This window comes from Dyadobacter psychrotolerans (assembly GCF_004349265.1).
In the GTDB taxonomy this organism is placed as follows: Bacteria; Bacteroidota; Bacteroidia; order Cytophagales; family Spirosomataceae; genus Dyadobacter; species Dyadobacter psychrotolerans.
Genome location: NZ_SMFL01000006.1, coordinates 52,779 through 71,200, shown reverse-complemented (window position 1 = coordinate 71,200; position 18,422 = coordinate 52,779). Strand labels below are relative to the sequence as shown.

At 42.8% G+C, this 18,422-nt stretch carries 15 protein-coding genes; 9 read left to right on the top strand and 6 right to left on the bottom strand.

Features of this window, described 5'->3' with window-relative positions; translation table 11 throughout:
- Window positions 1-216: 216 nt before the first annotated feature.
- From E0F88_RS17305 to E0F88_RS17285, 5 genes are read left to right on the top strand one after another with little or no spacing between them, the layout of a single operon-like run.
- Entirely contained in the window at window positions 217-786 is a 570-nt protein-coding gene (locus tag E0F88_RS17305) for an RNA polymerase sigma factor (RefSeq protein ID WP_131959539.1), read from the top strand.
- Window positions 767-2,230, top strand: a complete 1,464-nt coding sequence (locus tag E0F88_RS17300; RefSeq protein WP_131959538.1) for a porin family protein — start codon at window positions 767-769, stop codon at window positions 2,228-2,230. Before E0F88_RS17305 ends, E0F88_RS17300 begins: the two co-directional genes overlap by 20 nt.
- A 47-nt stretch (window positions 2,231-2,277) precedes the next feature.
- Window positions 2,278-2,793 (top strand): QcrA and Rieske domain-containing protein, encoded by a 516-nt coding sequence (locus E0F88_RS17295; RefSeq protein ID WP_229213803.1) that lies wholly within the window; start codon window positions 2,278-2,280, stop codon window positions 2,791-2,793.
- Window positions 2,794-2,801: 8 nt separating this feature from the next.
- Window positions 2,802-3,695 carry a DUF5777 family beta-barrel protein gene (locus E0F88_RS17290; RefSeq protein WP_131959537.1) on the top strand — a complete coding sequence of 298 codons (894 nt, stop codon included), beginning with the start codon at window positions 2,802-2,804 and terminating at the stop codon, window positions 3,693-3,695.
- Between the two features lie 4 nt (window positions 3,696-3,699).
- Window positions 3,700-4,269, top strand: a complete 570-nt coding sequence (locus tag E0F88_RS17285; protein WP_131959536.1) for a YceI family protein — start codon at window positions 3,700-3,702, stop codon at window positions 4,267-4,269.
- A 43-nt stretch (window positions 4,270-4,312) separates the two neighbouring features.
- Here the strand turns inward: E0F88_RS17285 and lacZ are convergent, their stop codons facing one another.
- Window positions 4,313-7,678, bottom strand: coding sequence for a beta-galactosidase, LacZ type (gene lacZ / locus E0F88_RS17280; protein WP_131959535.1), 3,366 nt, complete (start codon window positions 7,676-7,678; stop codon window positions 4,313-4,315).
- Window positions 7,679-7,853: 175 nt separating this feature from the next.
- Between lacZ and E0F88_RS17275 the strand changes: the two genes are divergently transcribed.
- Together E0F88_RS17275 and E0F88_RS17270 are read left to right on the top strand one after the other, a co-directional pair.
- Window positions 7,854-8,624 (top strand): type III pantothenate kinase, encoded by a 771-nt coding sequence (locus E0F88_RS17275; protein WP_131959534.1) that lies wholly within the window; start codon window positions 7,854-7,856, stop codon window positions 8,622-8,624.
- 94 nt (window positions 8,625-8,718) lie between these two features.
- On the top strand, window positions 8,719-9,036 hold the full coding sequence (locus tag E0F88_RS17270; RefSeq protein WP_131959533.1) for a hypothetical protein: 318 nt from the start codon (window positions 8,719-8,721) through the stop codon (window positions 9,034-9,036).
- A gap of 80 nt (window positions 9,037-9,116) precedes the next feature.
- Here E0F88_RS17270 and E0F88_RS17265 read toward each other — a convergent pair whose 3' ends face one another.
- Window positions 9,117-9,527 (bottom strand): gamma-glutamylcyclotransferase family protein, encoded by a 411-nt coding sequence (locus E0F88_RS17265; protein ID WP_131959532.1) that lies wholly within the window; start codon window positions 9,525-9,527, stop codon window positions 9,117-9,119.
- Window positions 9,528-9,677: 150 nt separating this feature from the next.
- Between E0F88_RS17265 and E0F88_RS17260 the strand changes: the two genes are divergently transcribed.
- On the top strand, window positions 9,678-11,138 hold the full coding sequence (locus E0F88_RS17260; RefSeq protein ID WP_131959531.1) for a nucleotidyl transferase family protein: 1,461 nt from the start codon (window positions 9,678-9,680) through the stop codon (window positions 11,136-11,138).
- A 94-nt stretch (window positions 11,139-11,232) separates the two neighbouring features.
- Here E0F88_RS17260 and E0F88_RS17255 read toward each other — a convergent pair whose 3' ends face one another.
- On the bottom strand, window positions 11,233-12,747 hold the full coding sequence (locus E0F88_RS17255; protein WP_131959530.1) for a glycoside hydrolase family 32 protein: 1,515 nt from the start codon (window positions 12,745-12,747) through the stop codon (window positions 11,233-11,235).
- Between the two features lie 172 nt (window positions 12,748-12,919).
- Here E0F88_RS17255 and E0F88_RS17250 point away from each other — a divergent pair, with 172 nt between their 5' ends.
- Window positions 12,920-14,227 (top strand): Gfo/Idh/MocA family protein, encoded by a 1,308-nt coding sequence (locus E0F88_RS17250; protein ID WP_131959529.1) that lies wholly within the window; start codon window positions 12,920-12,922, stop codon window positions 14,225-14,227.
- 125 nt (window positions 14,228-14,352) lie between these two features.
- On the opposite strand, the gene E0F88_RS17245 is transcribed toward E0F88_RS17250, so the two are convergent.
- The 3 genes from E0F88_RS17245 to E0F88_RS17235 all read right to left on the bottom strand — a co-directional run bounded on the left by E0F88_RS17245 (window position 14,353) and on the right by E0F88_RS17235 (window position 18,367).
- Window positions 14,353-14,748 (bottom strand): DUF1579 family protein, encoded by a 396-nt coding sequence (locus E0F88_RS17245; protein ID WP_262709892.1) that lies wholly within the window; start codon window positions 14,746-14,748, stop codon window positions 14,353-14,355.
- 167 nt (window positions 14,749-14,915) lie between these two features.
- On the bottom strand, window positions 14,916-16,571 hold the full coding sequence (locus E0F88_RS17240) for a tannase/feruloyl esterase family alpha/beta hydrolase (RefSeq protein ID WP_131959527.1): 1,656 nt from the start codon (window positions 16,569-16,571) through the stop codon (window positions 14,916-14,918).
- A 260-nt stretch (window positions 16,572-16,831) separates the two neighbouring features.
- Window positions 16,832-18,367 carry an IS1182 family transposase gene (locus tag E0F88_RS17235; RefSeq protein ID WP_131959526.1) on the bottom strand — a complete coding sequence of 512 codons (1,536 nt, stop codon included), beginning with the start codon at window positions 18,365-18,367 and terminating at the stop codon, window positions 16,832-16,834.
- Window positions 18,368-18,422 lie beyond the last annotated feature (55 nt).

Sequence of the window (18,422 nt, the reverse complement as noted above, 5' to 3'; positions counted from 1 at the left end):
TCGCTGTATCCATCGCACATCCTGCTCCATGGTGTATCTTTATCAGATTAAATCTTTACCGGTGTAAGTGTAACAAATTTACGCAAGAATTCACTTATGGCCCCGAAGTTATAGGTTGCCTTCCCGAAATATGTATTTATTTGATTTATAAAATTTATTTTTCATCCACGCAACCGTTCAGTTGATACCCACGTAATAGTTAAAAAACCAAATAGCATGCCCGGGTATAACTCCGCCGTTCTACAAGAACTACTCGACGGCTGTTTAAGAAAAAACCGCCGTAGTCAGGAACTGTTGTATAAACAGTTTTATGGCTATGCTATGAGCATTTGTCTGAGGTATACAAAAAGCAGGGAAGAGGGAAAGGAAATTCTGAACGACGGATTTTTAAAGGTTTTTACCAAACTTGAAACGTACGATCCGGAGCGGCCATTTAAAACCTGGCTGAGCAGGATCATGATCAACACGGCCCTTGATCATTACAGGCAGGAATTACGCCGGGACGTATTTGACAATGTCGAGGCGGGCGAAAACGTATCGGTAGATGAAACGGTGATCAGCAAACTTTCTCATGAAGAACTGATCAGCCTGATTCAGAAACTAACTCCGGCTTACCGGATTGTATTCAGTTTATATGTAATTGACGGCTATACACACGAAGAAATTGCTGATCAGCTGAATATTTCGCTTGGGGCGTCAAAATCCAATTTGTCCCGGGCAAGAGAAAAGTTAAGAGAGATGTTATCCAAAATAAACATTGACAATTATGATAGAGTTGCCAGATGACGAACTGGATAAACTCTTCAGAAAGTCATCCGAAGAGTTTGATCCAACTTATGAACCACAAGATTGGGATGCCTTAAGCAAGCGTCTCGACCAGGAAGACGGGAAAAGACCGGCCGGCTGGTGGTGGAAATGGGTACCGCTTGGGTTATTGCTTTTGTTCATTCCTGCGGGCTTAATGATGTATTACAGTTCTGATAAATTAGTCGCTGATAGAAACAAAAAGGCGGTTTCATCGACAATAATACAAGCTGAGGAAGCTAAACGGAAGGCTGATATTACAGAAAGGTCAAATGGTCAAACGGCTGAAAATAAAATAGTAAACGAAGAAACTAAGCCGGCCGGAGAAACAGAAAAGTTAAATGATAAAAATCAAATGGCTCAAAAATCTGAAAATCCGGTAAGCCCGCCTTTTGAAAAAAACGAAGTAAATAAAAGCACAAAAACATTGCCCCGCAGCCGCTCTAAGGCAGGCGGAGTGTACTTAGAACCTAACCGTTCAAAGAGGGAAGGGGGCTACGGGGCTATTTCTTTTCAGGAAAATAATCAGAAGCGGAATTCATCCGTTACTGAAATCATTAAAACCGATGAGTTGGCGCTGGTTCGTCCTTCAAAAACAGAATTCACCAAAGTAAAATTGGAAAAAAGTGAAACAGAAGTGCCGGATTTTTATCAATCTGAAAGGGTAGAAAACGGAATCGTTAAGGCCCGAATTCAAGAGGAAAATAGAGTTACACTATCCGTGGTTCCATTGGAGCATTCTCTTTACAACTCAAAACTAAACTTGCCATTACCTGAAATTCCGGAACAGGAACCGGCGGAAATCGAACAAGCGGGTAAACAGAGAGATTTGTCACCAAAACTGGCGATCCGGCTGGGTTATTCTCCGGATTTAAGTACGGTAGGTTTTAAAAATTATTCCAAACCGGGTAAAGCAGCTTCGTTATTGGTTGAGTATGCGGTTTTGCGAAAGCTGTACATTCAGACCGGTATCATCGGAAGTATTAAGGAGTACCGTGCAAATGCCGGAGAATATGAGTTAAAAAAATACGTGACGGACATCGCAACGCCTTCTACGATTGACGGAATCTGTAATATGATTGAAATCCCGCTGGGCGTGCGATACGATTTTACACAAACCGCCCGGTCACGGTTTTTTGCAGGAACAGGGTTTTCTTCTTTTTATCTCAAAAAAGAAAAATACACCTACAATTATATCAAACATGTTCCTAAATCCAAATACAATTGGGAGGGTACAAACACAGGATTGGCGCTATTCAGTCATCTGAATCTTTCCGCAGGATATGAATACCGCATTTCGAACAAATTTTCACTTCTCGCAGAACCTTATCTCAAAGTTCCTTTAAAAGGAATTGGATACGGTAAGGTAAATCTAATGACCACAGGCATGTGGCTGTCGGTGCGCTACACGCCTGTTTTTAAATAGGGCCCGGCATATTGCAATTATTCACTCATAAACAGAACCGTATCACTATGAACATGACCAAAGAAGAAAAAATGAAAAGGGGCCAGTTTATCAAAAGCCTGGGTTTGAGTACTTCTGCATTAATGGCTTTTTATTGTCTGGGTGTAACTATGACATCCTGCGGAACGTCGGAAGAAGATCCGGATCCGACTCCTGGCGGCGGAACAGGAACGGGCATTACCGGCACCACAACCGGCAGCAGTATCAACTTTACAATTGACCTCACCAACGCATCCTATTCCAGTTTAAAAACAGCCGGGCAGTTCAAAGTGATTGGCGATGTGCTTGTGGCGTTTACATCAGGGAATACTTACGCGGCGCTTGCAAAGGCCTGTACGCATGAGGGAACTACACTTCAGTACCGTTCTGCAAACAATGATCTCTACTGTTCCAATCACCTTTCGGAGTTTTCTACCAATGGGGCAGTTGAAAAAGGTCCGGTTACCGGAGGAACAATTTCAGCCCTGAAAGCTTATAAAGTTTCCCTGTCCACGGATGGAAATACGCTCACTGTAACCGCCTAAGCATCAATATGAACTCCGCCAGATTATTGCTTTTTATCTTTTTCCCTGTGATAACTTATGCCCAGGACGATTTGTTAAGTCAATTAGAAAAACAGGACAGCACACGCTCTTTTCCTGTTGAAGCCACCTTTAAATCTACCCGGGTTGTAAACGGGCAATCGGTGGAAACGATGAAGAAAAAGCATCTGGACTTTCGTATCTCACACAGATTCGGAAGGTTAAATTCAGGAGCTTATCAGTTCTTTGGTCTGGATCAGGCTACGATGCGGATGGGTTTTGAATATGGCGTGACCGACAGGCTGGAAGTTGGCGTGGGAAGAAGTACTTCCCAGAAAGTTTATGACTTTTTTGCCAAATATAAATTAATCGAACAAACGACTGGTGGCCGTACCATACCGGTGTCCGTTACCGTTTTTGGAGGTACAGGAATTGCAACTGTAAACAGGGAACTGGTTTTTCAAAACAAACTTTATTATACCGGACAGGTGCTTATCGCCAGAAAATTTGGAGAAAAACTCTCATTACAGCTTTCGCCCACCTGGCTTTTCAGGAACCATCCGGAAGTGACCGGTGACGAAAAGATCCTGCTGGCTTTGGGTATCGGAGGGAGATACAAACTGTCCAAACGCGTATCGCTGAACGGAGAATACTTTTACACGGCTCGCGAAAAAAATACGGTTACAGCTCCTTACCATGATTCTATGTCATTTGGTGTGGATATTGAAACAGGAGGACATGTTTTTCAGCTTCATTTTACCAATTCATTAGGTATGATTGAAAAACAGTTTATTGGCGAAACATCCGGAACCTGGTCAAAGGGAGATATTCACTATGGATTCAACATTTCCCGGACATTCAGTTTTGATAAAAAAAATAAAAGAGCAGCCAAAGAAAAAATCTGATACTATGAAAAGATACTTTTTTGTTGTCGTTATCTTAACGATACCGGCCGTGCTGTGTCAAATGGGAGAGGCATTTGGTCAGAGTTTAATGTATTCTACTTCCACTGGTAATACCCGTTTTTCATCGGAAACACCTTTGGAAAATATCAAGGCAGAGAACAAAAAGAGTCAGGCGATTCTGAATACTTCGACGGGTGAACTTGCGATCCGGATGAACATGCGTGATTTTGTATTTCCCAATAAACTCATGCAGGAGCATTTTAACGAAAACTACATGGAATCGGAAAAATATCCGACCGGTACTTTCAGCGGGAAAATGGATAAGGTAATTGATTATTCCAAAGACGGAGAATATGAGACCTCGGCAACAGGAAAATTCACGGTACATGGGGTAACCAAAACCAGAACGATAAGCGGAAAAATTAAAATCGAAGATGGAAAAATTTCAGTTAATTCTGACTTCCAGGTGCCGCTGGCCGATCATAAAATCGATGTTCCGGAAATCGTTTTTGTTAAAATCGCGCAGAAGATTGATGTAAAAGCACAGTATGTTTTAGTGCCGGTTAAAAAATAAAAAACGGTCATGTTGTAAAAACGTATAACATGACCGTCATAATTTATCTTCTTCTTCTGCGCTTCTTTTTGACAGGCGCCTTTTTTCTATATGTCTTTTTCCGGACAACAGGTTTTACGATTTCCTCTTCCTCTGCAATTTCTTCTTCATCCGGTTCAAGTGCAGTATTTTCTGGCGACACGCGTTCAATAACCGTATTTCCGGGTAGATAAGGCAGCTTCGAACGAAGTACCTCGTCCAAATTGGTCAGGTTGTCGATTGCTTTTAATCTGAAACCATAGCTGTATACTTTTGCAGGAAGTCTGTAATTATCATGCACGCGCGGTGACCAGCTATCATCACCTCCCAGACCCATTTGTGCCAGATCCAGATTCACAACTGTAACATCACCTCTTGCCAGAACAGCCGCCCGCGTTTTGGCAGCAGTTAGTGCTTTGTCGGTATAATCATGAACATTTACATTAAACAAAGAATCACTGATTGCCAGCAAACCAACTCCTTCCTGATTGGTAACCGAAGCCCAGCGAACATCGGTTTTATTTCCGTTTTCCTGCGGAGAGATGTAAGGGAAATGCTGGGATTCCACGGTTCCGGAGTAAAGTCCAACGCGCCCGCTTGTTTTCCGGTCGGCATAGGTTTCAAAAGGTCCGTTTCCAAACCACTGTATTTTTTTGAAATCAGCAGGCATTTCAAATTGTACCCCAACCTTAGCCAGAACAGGCCAGTTTCCTAAGGGGGTAATAGTGTTTTTTACATGAATATCTCCTGTAGAAAAAACGGTATAAACCGAATTGACCTGCATTTCGCCGTCTGTTCCTTTCAGTACTTTTGTCAAATGAATCCGGTAGGCATGTGTGTTTACACGTTCTGTACGCATATCACATTTGAGCAGCTGCAAAGTATCCAGTCCGGCAGTTCGCCAGGATGAGGCAAAACTTTTTTCCCCGCCGCCTTCATCATTATCTGTGGTTACCCGCCAGAAATTTGCAAAAGGACCCGTTTTGATCATTTCCTCTTTTTTGTTTTTAAAAGAAATCATCCGGCCCGCTCTTTTATCAAAAGTCACAGAAAAAAACTGGCCCGTAATCAGCACGCGGCTTGAATTTAACTGAGTAACTCTTAAAGCGGTATTTCTTGTTAAACTTACATTCTGGCGTTCCGGCACATATGCTGAAACGGGCGTCTGCTGCCAGGCGATTTCATGTCCTTTTGCAGCCCACAAATTCGCTGTTTTGGTAACCAGACTTAGATTCAAAAAGAATTCACTGTTGGCAGATTTAGCATTGGGCAATTCAAACGGAATGGTAATCTGCTGCGCCTGGCGTGGTGCAGTGTTGAGATTTGTAATGATGCCCTTTGAAATAATCTTCCCGTTTTCCTGTAAAGACCAGGAAAGATCAAATCCGTTGAGTGAAAGAAAATCATAATTGTTACGGATTATAACCGTTTTCTGTCCCTGTCGCAGGGTATCCGGCATTTCAAATTTTACATATTGATATACCTTTTTAACTTCGTTTAGTTCTGGCTGAGGTGTCCGGTCCGGATTGACGAGCCCGTCACCGGCATTGGCACCGTCGATGTAATTAAAATAATCCCAGTAAAAAGAGCCATCCGGTCTTTTTAGCTTCAATCCCTGATCCACCCAGTCCCAGATAAATCCTCCCTGCATGGTCGGGTATTTCTCAATTATGTCCCAGTACTCCTTAAAATTTCCGATACTGTTGCCCATGCCGTGCGCATATTCGCAGATGATCAATGGACGGGTTTTATCCTGTTTTACTAATTCTACTAAATCCTTTGTGGAAGGGTACATTACCGAAATAATGTCAAAATTGCTAAGCGATGTGGGTCTGTAATCTTTTCTTCCTTCGTAATGAATAGGTCTCGACGGATCTGCAAGCCGTATAAAATCGGCCATGGCAGTGAAGTTGGCACCCATGCCGGACTCATTCCCCAATGACCAGATGATAACCGATGCATGGTTTTTATCCCGGTCGAGCATGGCGGCTCCTCTTGCCATAAAGGCAGCTTTCCATTCGGGTTTATCGGCAAGAATGATGTTTCGTCCCCACAATTCATGGCTTTCAATATTGGCTTCGTCCATCACATACAGGCCATACTGGTCACAGAGGTCATACCATTCCGCAACGTTTGGATAATGAGAGGTACGGACAGCATTGATGTTATGCTGTTTCATCAGTTTAATATCCGTAATCATCGATTCCCTGCTGATGACGCGTCCGGTTTCCGGATCAAATTCATGACGGTTAACACCTTTGATCGTTATCGCTTTTCCGTTTACCAGCAGTTGTCCGTTTTTAATTTTGATAGACCGGAACCCAACTTTCTGATTTATGGCTTCCAGCACTTTCCCGTCCGAATTCATCAGCTGAATGGAAAGATTGTACAAATAAGGAGTTTCTGCGCTCCATTTATTCGGGTTGTTCACCGGAATTTCCAGCCGGATTGTATTCTCCTGATATTCGGTAAGCGATTCGATCGTCTGACTAACCGGATTGGCAGCAGCCACATTATTGGCATCATAAAGAGAAAACACAACCTGATGTGCATAGATATTCTCTTTTCCGAAGTTTTTTACAAAAGCTGCGATTTTAAGCACTGCGTTTTCATTATTCTCATCCAGGTCGGTGCGAACAGAAAAATCTGTAACAATTGTTTTGGGTAAAATCAGCAGATTCACATCCCTGAATATTCCGGATAACCGCCAGAAATCCTGATCTTCCAGATAACTGCCATCCGACCAGTTTATTACCTGTACGGCAAGGTTGTTCTCACCCGGTTTAACATCTTCGGAAATATCAAATTCAAAAGGCGTCATTCCGTCCTCATGATAACCAATCGCTTCTCCGTTCAGCCAAACATAACAAGCCGACTGCACACCTTCGAACCGGATAAAAACACTTTTGTCTTTAATGTCGGCAGGTATGGTAAAAGTTTTCCGGTACATCCCAACCGAATTGGTATCGGCTACAATACGTGGCGGATTTGCTTTAAAGGGATGTTTGATGTTTGTAAAAACAGGTTTATCATACGGCCTGCCTTCCCGTGCTGCCACGACCTGCCAGTTGGACGGAACAGTAATATCGTCCCAGCCGGTAATATTTAATTTAGGATCAAAAAAATTCGGAAGCGCTTTGGATGGATGTGAAGCCCATTTAAATTTCCAGATTCCGTTTAGTGAAGTAATAAATGACGATTTTGCAGTTCCCTGTATCGCCGTTTTTTGGTCAGGATATGGGACAAAATTTGCTCTTGACCGTTCAATGTTGACACTGTTTACCTGCGGATCCTGCCACTCAGGAATTGTTTGAGTTTTTCCGGTAAAAGGAAAGACAATCAGTAAAAATAAAATCAGTAAAGAAAAACGGAGCGGGGTATAATTGTACATATTTTGCACCAAAACGAAATTGACAAACCTTTCGGAAGTAATTGTAAAAGCTGAGGAAACGTATTTTTTTTCAAAATTAGATATAAACAAAAATAAACCGGCGGGAAATGAAGCCGGGAATGAAGTTTTATTTCCATAATGCTTTTAATTTGTCGCCGAGACTTAAAAATACTTTATGCTTTTAGCAGTTGACGTTGGTAATACCGACACCGTTTTCGGACTTTACGATTCAGGTACATGGAGTCACATCTGGCGGATGCGTTCGCTGGTGCAGGAGGGTGAGGCGCACTACGAATCCCGTCTGAGGCTTCATTTTCTCGAGGCTGCTTTGTGGTTTGGAGATGTAGAAACGGTGGTTTTGTGCAGCGTGGTGCCGGCAATGACGCCTATTATCCAAAAAGTACTGCAGTCTTTGTTCGGAGAAGACACCATTATGGTTGGCCCTGAGATTTATCCGGACCTGAATATTGCAATCGATCATCCGCATGAAATCGGGGCAGATCTGATCGCCAATGCGGTTGCCGTGATGTCGCGTTACAAACAAAACTGCGTGGTTGTCGACTTCGGAACGGCGCTTACTTTTACAACAGTCTCCAAACAGGGAGAAATTCTGGGCGTTGCAATTTTGCCCGGGCTGGTAACGGCAGTAAAAGCCTTATTTGCCAATACAGCCCAGCTTCCCGAGGTTCCGCTGATACTTCCTGCATCGGCAATCGGGAAAAATACAACGGAAGCAATTCAGGCCGGTATTCTTTTGGGTTATGAAGGGCTGGTAAAATCCCTTATTCTCCGCATCCGCACGGAACTTGGAGGGGATTGTATTGCCGTTGCAACGGGCGGTTTGTCTTCTATTATAGAAACGTTGAAAGACGAATTCGTGGAAATTGACAGGAGACTTACTTTGGATGGACTAAGGATTATTGGTGAGAAAGTCAGAGAGGCCTAGAAATATTCAATGTTAAATTTCTTATGAAATTCAATATCCGAATATTAAAGTTCTTTTTACTGCGTTGCTATGATGAATTAGCCATCAAATCAAAATGAAAATTAAAAATACAGTTATTGCTCTTTTGATAATTTGTTTTCTGAACGCTTGTGCGATGAATAACATCGCCTGGAAAACGAATGAGAATATCAAAAAAGTAGAGATCGGGATGACGAAGGAACAGGTCATTCAAATTCTCGGTAATAAATATATGATAACAGCTTCTTCGAAGAGTAATCAGGGTCATGCAGTGGAAGTGCTTGGTTATAAGAGCGATACCGACGAAGAGTATAAACTGACATTTATCAGCAACAAACTGACCGAGTGGAACCGGGAACATGTAAATAAATATGTTGTGAAGGATTCGGAATGATCGTTTTAGGTTTACACAGAGCGGACGCCGCGCGGATTCACAGAGTTAAGGTGGCTCCGCGCGGGGTCCACTCTGTATAACTATGCACCTTTAAAATCCCGGAAATTTCCACTTTCTATTTCCTGTAAGACATCAACAGACTGATTATACAAATACGTCCAGCAATTAACGACACTTCCGTTTTCAAGACCAACCGGAACAACTCTTCGTACGTACAGGCTGATATTTTCATCCTCAAATACATCTTCATATTCATCCAGCTCCCGAAGCAATTCCGGAACGTTTGACATTCGGTAAACTTCACCATAAACCGGTGTTGTACTTTCCTCAAAATAAACCGCTCCCGGATACCAGCTTACAGCGTATAACATTCCCCGAAAAAAGCCGTTTCCTTCAAAAACAGACATTTCCTGTAATTTTTGGGCAAAGGGATTGTTGTATCCCTGCATAAGGGTTCCGTAAACAAATAAATATTCTGGACCGGACGTCATAAATTAAGCAGAGATTAAATTTTCAGTAAATATTAATAATTTATAGAATTTTTCTGTTCTAATATATAATCTGTCATCTGTGAATATGATGGAAAGTGGTATTTTTCTTATATTTACATACAAAGCTCTTCATCTTACTAAAATACAGCTATGTACAAAAAGAATCTTGGCACCAAGCAAAAAGCATTAAGAATCAATCTGGATCGCCGAATATATGGCTCCTTTGCGGAAATTGGAGCAGGACAGGAAACAGCTGCCTATTTTTTTAAGGCCGGTGGCGCGTCCGGCACGATAGCAAAAACCATGTCGGCCTATGACATGACATTCAGTGACGCGATTTACGGAACAGAGGAAGGCGGGCGTTATGTGGTCGAATCGAGGCTGATGAAAATGCTGAACCGCGAGTACAATCTGGTAGAAAAACGCCTTTCAGAAAAACGTGGTACTGAAAGTCAGTTTTTTGCTTTTGCCAATACCGTAGTTGCACTGAATTTTCAGAAAACAAACGAATCGCATGGCTGGATCGGGTTGCAGTTTCAGCTCACACCCTGCGGACCGACAAATTATGTGGTCATACACGTGCGTATGCGCGATGACGAAAACCTATTGCAGCAACAAGCGCTTGGGATTATTGGTGTAAATCTGATGTATGGTTGTTTCTTTTATCATAAATCGCCCGAAACACTTTTACTTTCCCTGATGGACGATCTTACTACGGATCGTATTGAAATTGATATGGTTCGTTTCAGCGGGGCGGATTTTGCGAAGGTGGATAACCGCCTGATGAGTCTTCGTCTGGTTAAAAACGGATTTACGGATGCGGCACTTTTCGGCAGCGATGGAGGGGTTTTACAGCCTTCGGAAGCATTATATAAAAAACATATCCTGATGATGCGCGGCCGTTTGCGCCCCATCACCAATGTACATATTGACCTGATCAGCAATGGTCAGAAGCAGTTTTTGGCAGAGCCGGATGTGGACGAGTCCAAAGTTGTCCTGATCTCCGAACTCACGCTGCACAACCTGAAAAGTGGTGACCGCGATATTGATGAAAAAGATTTCCTCGACCGCGTTGACATTCTTTGCTCGCTCGGGCACATGGTAATGATTTCGAACCACCACGAATACTACCGTCTGGTGGCATACCTTTCACGGCTTACCAAACTCAAGGCGGGATTGCTTCTGGGAAGTCCGAGTCTGCAGGATATTTTTGAAGAAAAACATTATGAATTTTTGGCAGGAGGTATTCTGGAATCCTTTGCTACGCTGTTCAGCCGTAAGGTAAAGTTATTTATCTATCCCACCTTGCAGCCGGACGGTTCAGTTTACAGCTGCGAAAACTTTGTTGTCCCTGATCATTTACGTCCTTTGTTTCAATATCTGGTCATCAATGATAAAATCGAGGATATCAGGAATTACAACAAAGAGAACATGAGCATGACTACGGACAGCGTTCTTGAAAAAATAAAACGGGGAGAACCGGGTTGGGAAAAACTGGTTCCTGAAAATGTAGCCAAAATCATCAAAGAAAAATCTCTTTTCGGTCTGCCGGATGAAGAAAATTACGGAGACACGGTAAAACAAATCCATCAGGCTGTGGGGAATCTTTAATTTATGCCACGGATCCACCAATGTCCACGAATAGGTTTTTTACATTGTGGAATGAATTCTTCCTCACTAGTGTATTCGTGGCAATTACATTTTTTTACTTCGTTGAAGCTTTTAAAACTGTATATTTCAACTTGTCAATGGTGATTCCTGATGCAGATTTGATATAAAATTCTGTCATGACACTTTCGGGAAAGAAAATATCCGTCATCACAGTCAGGCCATTGTCTGCGAAAAGTTCTACCGAGGCAACATCCGCTACCAGTGAAATGGTCATGTTGGCATCTACGGAAATTCGCGGAGCAATATGTTTTTCTGCAAAACCTTTTTCAAAGTCAGATTTTCCGGATTTTGTACGGTCAATGTAATACTGGTTGGCTTTTTTGTCATAACCCACAATCAATTCATTACCTTCCTTATTAGCTAAAACAATTGAAAAATCTCCTGCATTTTTGAGATCAAAATCCAGCCTGAAAAGTCCTGTTTTGTTGTTAGCCTTCTCTGTAAGATTAAGCTGATCTTTAACCTTTACATTTTTGAGATCAAAGCTGGTTACCTTCAAGAGATCAAGTTCTTTGACCGGAACCGATGTTAAATAGATTACCTTATTCACTGTTTTCAAACCCAGCTCACGTGCAATGGTGTTTGCACTTCGCCACGGATCGGTAGGAACCTGATTGGCATATTGCCAGTTGCTCATCCAGCCCAGCAGAATATTCCGGTTGCCGGTATTGGAAAAAGTTACCGCCGCATAATTATCTGTACCAAAATCCAGCCACTTGGTTTCCTTTGAATAAGCAGTAAAAGTTTTTCCGTCAAAATCGCCCAGGAAGTATTGCCCGGCCGAACCTTTGTTTGGACCGCCAGGATTGATATTCACGATCAAAACCCATACCTTTTTCCCATTGTGCATGATTGGGAACAGGTCAGGGCATTCCCACACCCCTCCGTGCGCACCTGCATCGGCTCCGAAGTTGCTTTCACTTGTCCAGGATTTAAGATCCGGTGAAGAATAAAACGTAATTCTATCCTTAGTCGCCAGGGTCATGATCCATTTTTTCTGAGGTTCAAACCACATTACTTTCGGATCACGGAAATCGCTGATACCAGGATTTTGCAAGACAGGATTTGCTTTGTATTTCGTCCATGTTTTTCCATCATCCAGACTGTAAGCAATTCCCTGCGTTTCATGTTTACCGGTTTTTTGTTTTTCCTGAACAGGATCATGAAGCGTGAAAATAGCGACCAGAGGCACTTTGCCATCCTTCCCGAAACCGGATGTATTTTTAGCATCAACAACTGCACTTCCCGAGAAAATGTAACCCAGACTATCCGGAAACAACGCAATAGGCTGCTCTTTCCAGGTAAACAGGTCTTTACTTGTGGCATGTCCCCAATGCATCGGCCCCCAAACCTTGGCATCGGGATAATATTGATAAAAAAGATGATAAATGCCGTTGTGATACACCATGCCGTTAGGATCGTTCATCCAGTGGGCTTTTGGTGAAAAGTGAAACTGCGGACGGTATTTTTCTTTGAAGTCCTGGGCGGTTAATTGCAAACAAGTCATCATGATGAAGATCATTGCCGCTGTAATTATTTTTTTAATCATTGGATATAATTTGAAACGTTGATATCGCTGTCGTCCGTGAGTTATAAAATAAGCATTTGTCAATATTAGTACAAAAGGGCAAATAAATTGTATTATTCAGTAAGGGAATATTTATGAAATTTCGTCTGGTTAATTAAATACCTCACCCTGGCTATTCCTAAATTTCTAAACTATGCATGACGATAACCAAGTGACCCGCAGGAATTTCATTAAAAACTCAGCTGGTGCAGCTGTTGCCTTGTCCATTCCATCTATCATTCCGGCAAGTGCTTTCGGTGCCAACGACCGTGTGCGCGTCGCCGTATTGGGCGTGAATGGCCGCGGACAAAACCACATCAGCGGTTTCAGTAATCTGAGTAATGTAGAACTGGCTACTTTTTGCGATCCGGATAACAATATTTTACAAACACGTGCAAAGGAATATACTGCCAAAACGGGCAAAACTGTAAAAACAGAAAACGATCTGCGGAAGGTATTTGATGATAAAACAATTGATGCAGTAAGTATTGCGACGCCAAATCACTGGCACGCGCTTGCTGCCATTTGGGCCATGCAGGCAGGAAAAGATGTTTATGTGGAAAAGCCCGGTTCTCATAATCTGAGCGAGGGTAGAAAGATGATTGACGCAGCCAAAAAATACAAACGTGTAGTGCAGCACGGTGTACAGCTGCGCAGCTCAGTTGCATTGCAGGAAGCAGTGAAACACATGCGCGACGGGCTGATCGGGAATGTATATATGGCGCGGGGACTGGTTTACAAATGGAGACCGGATATTGGAGACAGAGGAACTTCTCCTGTACCGGAAGGACTAAACTATGACCTTTGGACTGGCCCGGCAGAAATGAAACCTTTCTCCAAAAACTATGTGCATTATGACTGGCACTGGCATTGGAACTATGGAAATGGCGACATTGGTAACCAGGGAATTCATGAAACCGACATGTGTATGTGGGGACTGGGAGTTGATACTTTTCCTGAAAAAATAACCTCTTCGGGAGGTAAATTTCTTTGGGACGATGCCAAGGAAACGCCGGAATTACTGAGCTCTTCTTTTGTTTATCCAAAAGAAAAAAAGATTATCGAATTTGAAGTACGGCCCTGGATGACCAACGAAGAAGGTGGCGTCGGGATTGGAAATATATTTTATGGCAGCGAGGGTTACCTGGTTGTGAAGGGTTACGATTTTTATGAGACCTTTTTAGGTAAAGATAAAAAGCCCGGACCGACACGTAAAGCAGGTGGCGACCACTTCAAAAACTTTATTGACGCCGTAGTAGCCCGTGATCCAAAGATTTGCAATGGTCCGGTAGAAACGGCGCATTTGTCATCCGGTTTGGCACATCTGGGAAATATAGCTTACCGCACAGGCCGTGCATTGACATTCGATCCTAAAACTGAGAAGTTTGTCGGAGACGATGATGCGAACAAATATCTAACCCGCAAATACCGTGGTCCTTATACGATTCCTGCGACGGTTTAAAACTTTGATGTGTTTTGTATTGATCTGGCCCGGGAAGTTTCCCGGGCTATGTTTTTATAGGGCTTTTGGCGCGGATTTTTTTAAAAAGAGATAAAGTATAGATCATCTGTGAGCCTGAACAGAATTTAGCATTGCCGTACCAATTTAATATCCATTAAAAGCTCCCAGCTGTCGTTTAGGTTTTGTTCCCAAATACCGGAAATGGTATTGGCATCTTTACTGAATGCGCCGGTGAAACGGAGCGTGTCGGATGCAAATGTCCAGATGCCATGGTGTTCGCTGGTATGCATGATGCCTGATTCTCCCTGATTATCAAAAAAATGCATGGGATAACTGTTGGTGGCGGCATCACACCCGATAACCTCCATACTTTCTTTGCGGTCGGTTCCCATAAGCACATTTGCTTTATGTAAAACAAAAAAACCGCCAGGAAACCACTCATAAGTATCTGTTCCAACAATCTTGATATCCTCATTTTCACCGCCGGTTTTCATATTTCCCGTCGTATGCCAGGTTCCGATAAAGATATCCTAAAGCCGGTAAGCCGGGCCGGGAGCAGGTGTTAATGTTTGAGTGCTATCTAACATGATTTTGCTGATTTGGTGATAGGCGGAGTCAGCAAAATTTGTGCTAGGAGTGAAACCGGACAGCAATTTGAATAAAAGTTTAATGCTTCAATAATATCATTTCACTTCAAATACCGCTCTGCAACCCTCAAAACCTCTCTTTCCGGGTAAACAACTCCTTTATAACTTGCTGGTAAATTCACATCACCTTTGCTGTAAGTCGGGATTTGAGGGTAGGGGAAAAGCGGCCTTTGGAAGCGGATTCCTTTTTTTGAATCGCCGCCTGTGAAAGCTGTGGCGATTATTTTGTCTGGTGCTTTTTCATTTTCAACCCAGTTGATGAGTGCAGTAAGTACATCATGGTTTTTATCCTGAGGAACATTTGTACTCAGACTTTGGCCGCAATCGTTCGGACCCGGGCCGCCGCCGCAGTGTCCCATTCCCGGGATAAGGAAAAACCGGAAGAAACGCTGGGTTTGTTTTAATCCGCCCTGTGCTTTTACAACCCGCTCATAGTAATTCACCGCATCCTGAAAAGGCACAATAGCATCGGCCGTGCCGGAATACATCAGGATTTTACCTCCCCGTTTTCTTAAAGGTTCGAGATCCGGATTATTGGCGTTCAAAGCAGGCGCAAGCAGAGAATCGAGCCGGTCCTGATCTTTATCAAAGTCAAAATCGGCAAAATTGAATTCTGCGCCCATCAGCCAGTGCTGCTGGTAAAAATGGGCCAGGGGCATTTGTTTTGGATTTTGGTGATAGTCAATTCCCGTAGAAGAATTTTCGCTTCCAAACGGCATTGGCGTATAAATTCTTTCACCGGTGCGCGGATTGATCGGGCCCGTGTAAATCATTTTGAGGGCGGCGAGCTGAGCTTTGGTAATACAGGTTGCTTCATCCGTTCCATCCGGGCATTTGGGCAGCGTTTCCGGATCGAAGTTGCAGGCCCGCGGGTCGGTCAAAAAGTGATCTCCCGGAGCACCGCCATCTTTTCCTGCACAAGCTTTAAGAATGGCTTCATTTATAAAATTCGTTTTACCGGAGGGTAATAATGCACTGCCGGGAAACTGGTTGGTTACCTTATAATTCCAGACAAAACCCGTGTGCAGATGCGTCCTGTTATTGGCAGGCGCGCCGGCAAGTATTCCATCGTAATCATCGGGGTACCGCTGAGCTTCCATCAGTGCCTGCTGGCCGCCTGTGGAACAGCCTACGAAATAATTGTGTTTCGCAGCTTTTCCGTAGTAAGACTGTAAAATGGCTTTACCGGTTACTGTCATTTCGTGTGTGGCGCGGTGACCAAAATCGGCCCATTTTTCAGGATGGCCGATGAGTGCGTCTGCTCCGCCGTAAGTTCCCATGTCTGTGTTGGCCGTTGCAAATCCCCGTTTCAGCCCGCCTGCAAGTGAGCCATAGGCAATTCCTCCTGCCAGACCGCCATTTCCGGTACCCATAAAACGCTCATTCCAACCAGCTTGCGGAAGCCACAATTCGATACGGATATTTGAATCGGATGTCGGCTTTAAAGTTGCCGCAACTCTGCAAAAAGCAGGCAGTTTTTCGATTGGCTGCGTACTGCCAGGTGGAGTGAAAGAACCGGATGTTACACATTCTGCGGCTGTGATGGTTGCGCCGGGGAACGTTATGGTAGCCAATTTCCGGCAGGGGCAATCTGCTTCGGGTAAATTATTTTTTTGTGCAAAACTTGTTTGAAAAAAGGGTTTTGCAAATATAAAAATCAGAATTAAGGAAGAAATAAACAGAGTTCTATGAGTCATTTGCTGGTGATTTCTGATTGCGATAAGCATAATTTATCAAGTTGTTTTTGGCAGAAATCTACTAGTTAATGTAGAAAGGAAAGATAAGAGAAAACATTTGTTCAAAAACCGGACATATAAACGCAACGTGAGGGTGTCTCAAATTTAAAATGAGACACCTTTTTTGTTATAGATGTATATTTTTCATTTGATGATTGGAAAAATCTCTGTATTCAATTCTGGTAGTTTTGTAAGATAATTAGAAGTGAAAACAGCCCTTCTTAGGCTGCCTTTTTTCTGATATTTTGTGCTATTGCCAGTAATCCCCATTCAATCTCCACTTTTTCTTTACCTCTAAGCATGAAGCGACGGAACTGGTGGTTGTTTTTTATATTTCCAAACACAGGTTCTACATCGAAACACCTTTTCTTTCGCCGCTCAATCCCTTCCGGGCTGTTGAGTAGTTCATATGCCTTCTTTTTCTGACGTTCCAGTTCGACATTGATCTCAATGATCCTGTTGCCGCTGGACTTATGGCAACCACCGTTTAACGGGCATCCGTAGCAATTCTTAGCCTGGTACATCTTGGATGTCTGCTCAAAACCAGTGCTGGTTTTCCTTTTACTGTTACCGATGTATTCCATTTGCTGGCCCATGGGACAGATATAACAATCATTTTGTGGGTTATAAAAAAGTTTGTCGGCACTAAAAGGGCGCTTAGCGTTATAGGTTTTGTTTTGCTGTTTGTCGAACAAGCCATACTTAACATATGCGGCTATTTCTTTATCTTCTAGTAAGGTGTAATTTTCTTGTGAACCATAACCGGCGTCCGCAGTGACTACCTTTGGAAAACTTTTAAAACTGTTTTCGTGCTGGGCAAGATGATCATTTAATGTGGTTGTATCTGTTGGATTGGGGTGTAGCGTATAGTTAACGATAAACTGGTTTGAAGTCGATATTTGCACATTATAAGCTGGTTTGAGCTGCCCATTTTTCATATGGTCTTCCTTTAATCGCATAAAAGTAGCATCGGTATCGGTCTTACTGTAACTATTTCGTTGACCTAAAATAGCCTCCTGCCTTTCATATTTAGCAATATTGGCCGGATACTCTTTGGTTACACGACGAAGTTTCGACTTGACTTTTTTGTCGATACCATCTTTTTTACTGAGTACTTCGTTGAGCTTATCAACGGTACTTTGGACTTTCTTTGTATCTATTTCAGTAAAATCCGGCGGATCAGGAAGCTCATCTTCTTTGCTGGCCACACTTTGGGCATACTCCCAGATCTGGCCAAGCTGCTTTTTCATTTTCTCTTTATTAGCCTGAATGGCTTTTTTCCAGACAAAAGTATACTTGTTGGCATTCGCCTCAATTTTAGTACCGTCAACAAAAATCTCCTCTATACTTAGCAATCCTTCTTCGGCCAAAAGCAGGACCACCTGCTCAAAAACATTACGCAAAGCTTCTTTTAGGCGGACGCCTCTAAAACGGTTAATCGTATTATGATCAGGATAACTCATCGAACTCAGCCACATAAAGTAGATACTTTCCTTGCAAGCCGCTTCCAATTTTCGACTGGAATAAACATTGCTCACATAGCCGTAAACCAGCACTTTTAGAAGCATTTGTGGATGATAACTGGAAGATCCCCTGGTTTTGTAAGCTGCGTTAAGCGGGTCAAGATTAATCTTGTTAATTACGTCATTAACAATTCTGACTGGATGCGTTTTAGGAATCAAATCCTCTAGACTTGTAGGCAACAGCATGATCTGCTGTTGATTATATGGCTTGAAAGTAGGTTGTTTTCTGCTCATCTTCAAGTGTTTTTCAATACCTGAAGATAAGAAATTCAATCGAATTTGAAAAGAA